1 protein-coding gene is annotated in these 547 nt (G+C 64.0%); it reads right to left on the bottom strand.

All coding sequences use genetic code 11. The features are described 5' to 3' along the window. Positions 1-547: immunoglobulin-like domain-containing protein (locus ACTJK9_RS29570; protein WP_440817861.1), on the bottom strand; the 547-nt coding region annotated here is incomplete at both ends.

Here is a 547-nt window from a genome sequence, read left to right as displayed (position 1 = left end):
GATCGAACCACCTTCGGCCACGGTGCCGGTCGCGCTGAGCGACAGGTTGGTGGTGTCGACCGTGTCGGTGACGGTGGTCGAGGCCGGCGTTTTGTCGGCTACGAGGTTCTCGTAGTTGCCGCCCGTCACGCCGGTGATCGCGTTGGTCAACGGCGTGTGGCCGGTCAGCGCATCGTTCGGTGCTGTGGTGGTGACAGTGCCGGTGGTTTTGCCCACCTCGATGGTGATCGACTGACCGTTGGACAGGGTCACGGTGACTGGCGAACCGGTCACAGGCGCGCCCACGGTGGCGGTGTAAGTGACAGTGCCGCCTTCAGCCGCCGACTCGGTCGCGGTCAGTCTGACCGTGGTGGTGTCGATGGTGTCGGTGACCTGGGTCACGGCCGGAACAGTGCTCGGAACAAGGTTCTCGAAGTTGCCACCGGTGGCGGTCGAAATGGTCGCCTCGACTTTGCCGGCATCTTTGTAGACGTCGTCTTTCGGTGCATCGACGGTCACGGTGCCGGTGGTTTTGCCAGCTTCGATGGTGATCACCGCGCCGTTGCTC

The organism is Pseudomonas sp. 22082 (assembly GCF_052046055.1).
GTDB lineage: Bacteria > Pseudomonadota > Gammaproteobacteria > Pseudomonadales > Pseudomonadaceae > Aquipseudomonas > Aquipseudomonas pharyngis.
This window is presented reverse-complemented; position numbering and strand designations above follow the sequence as displayed.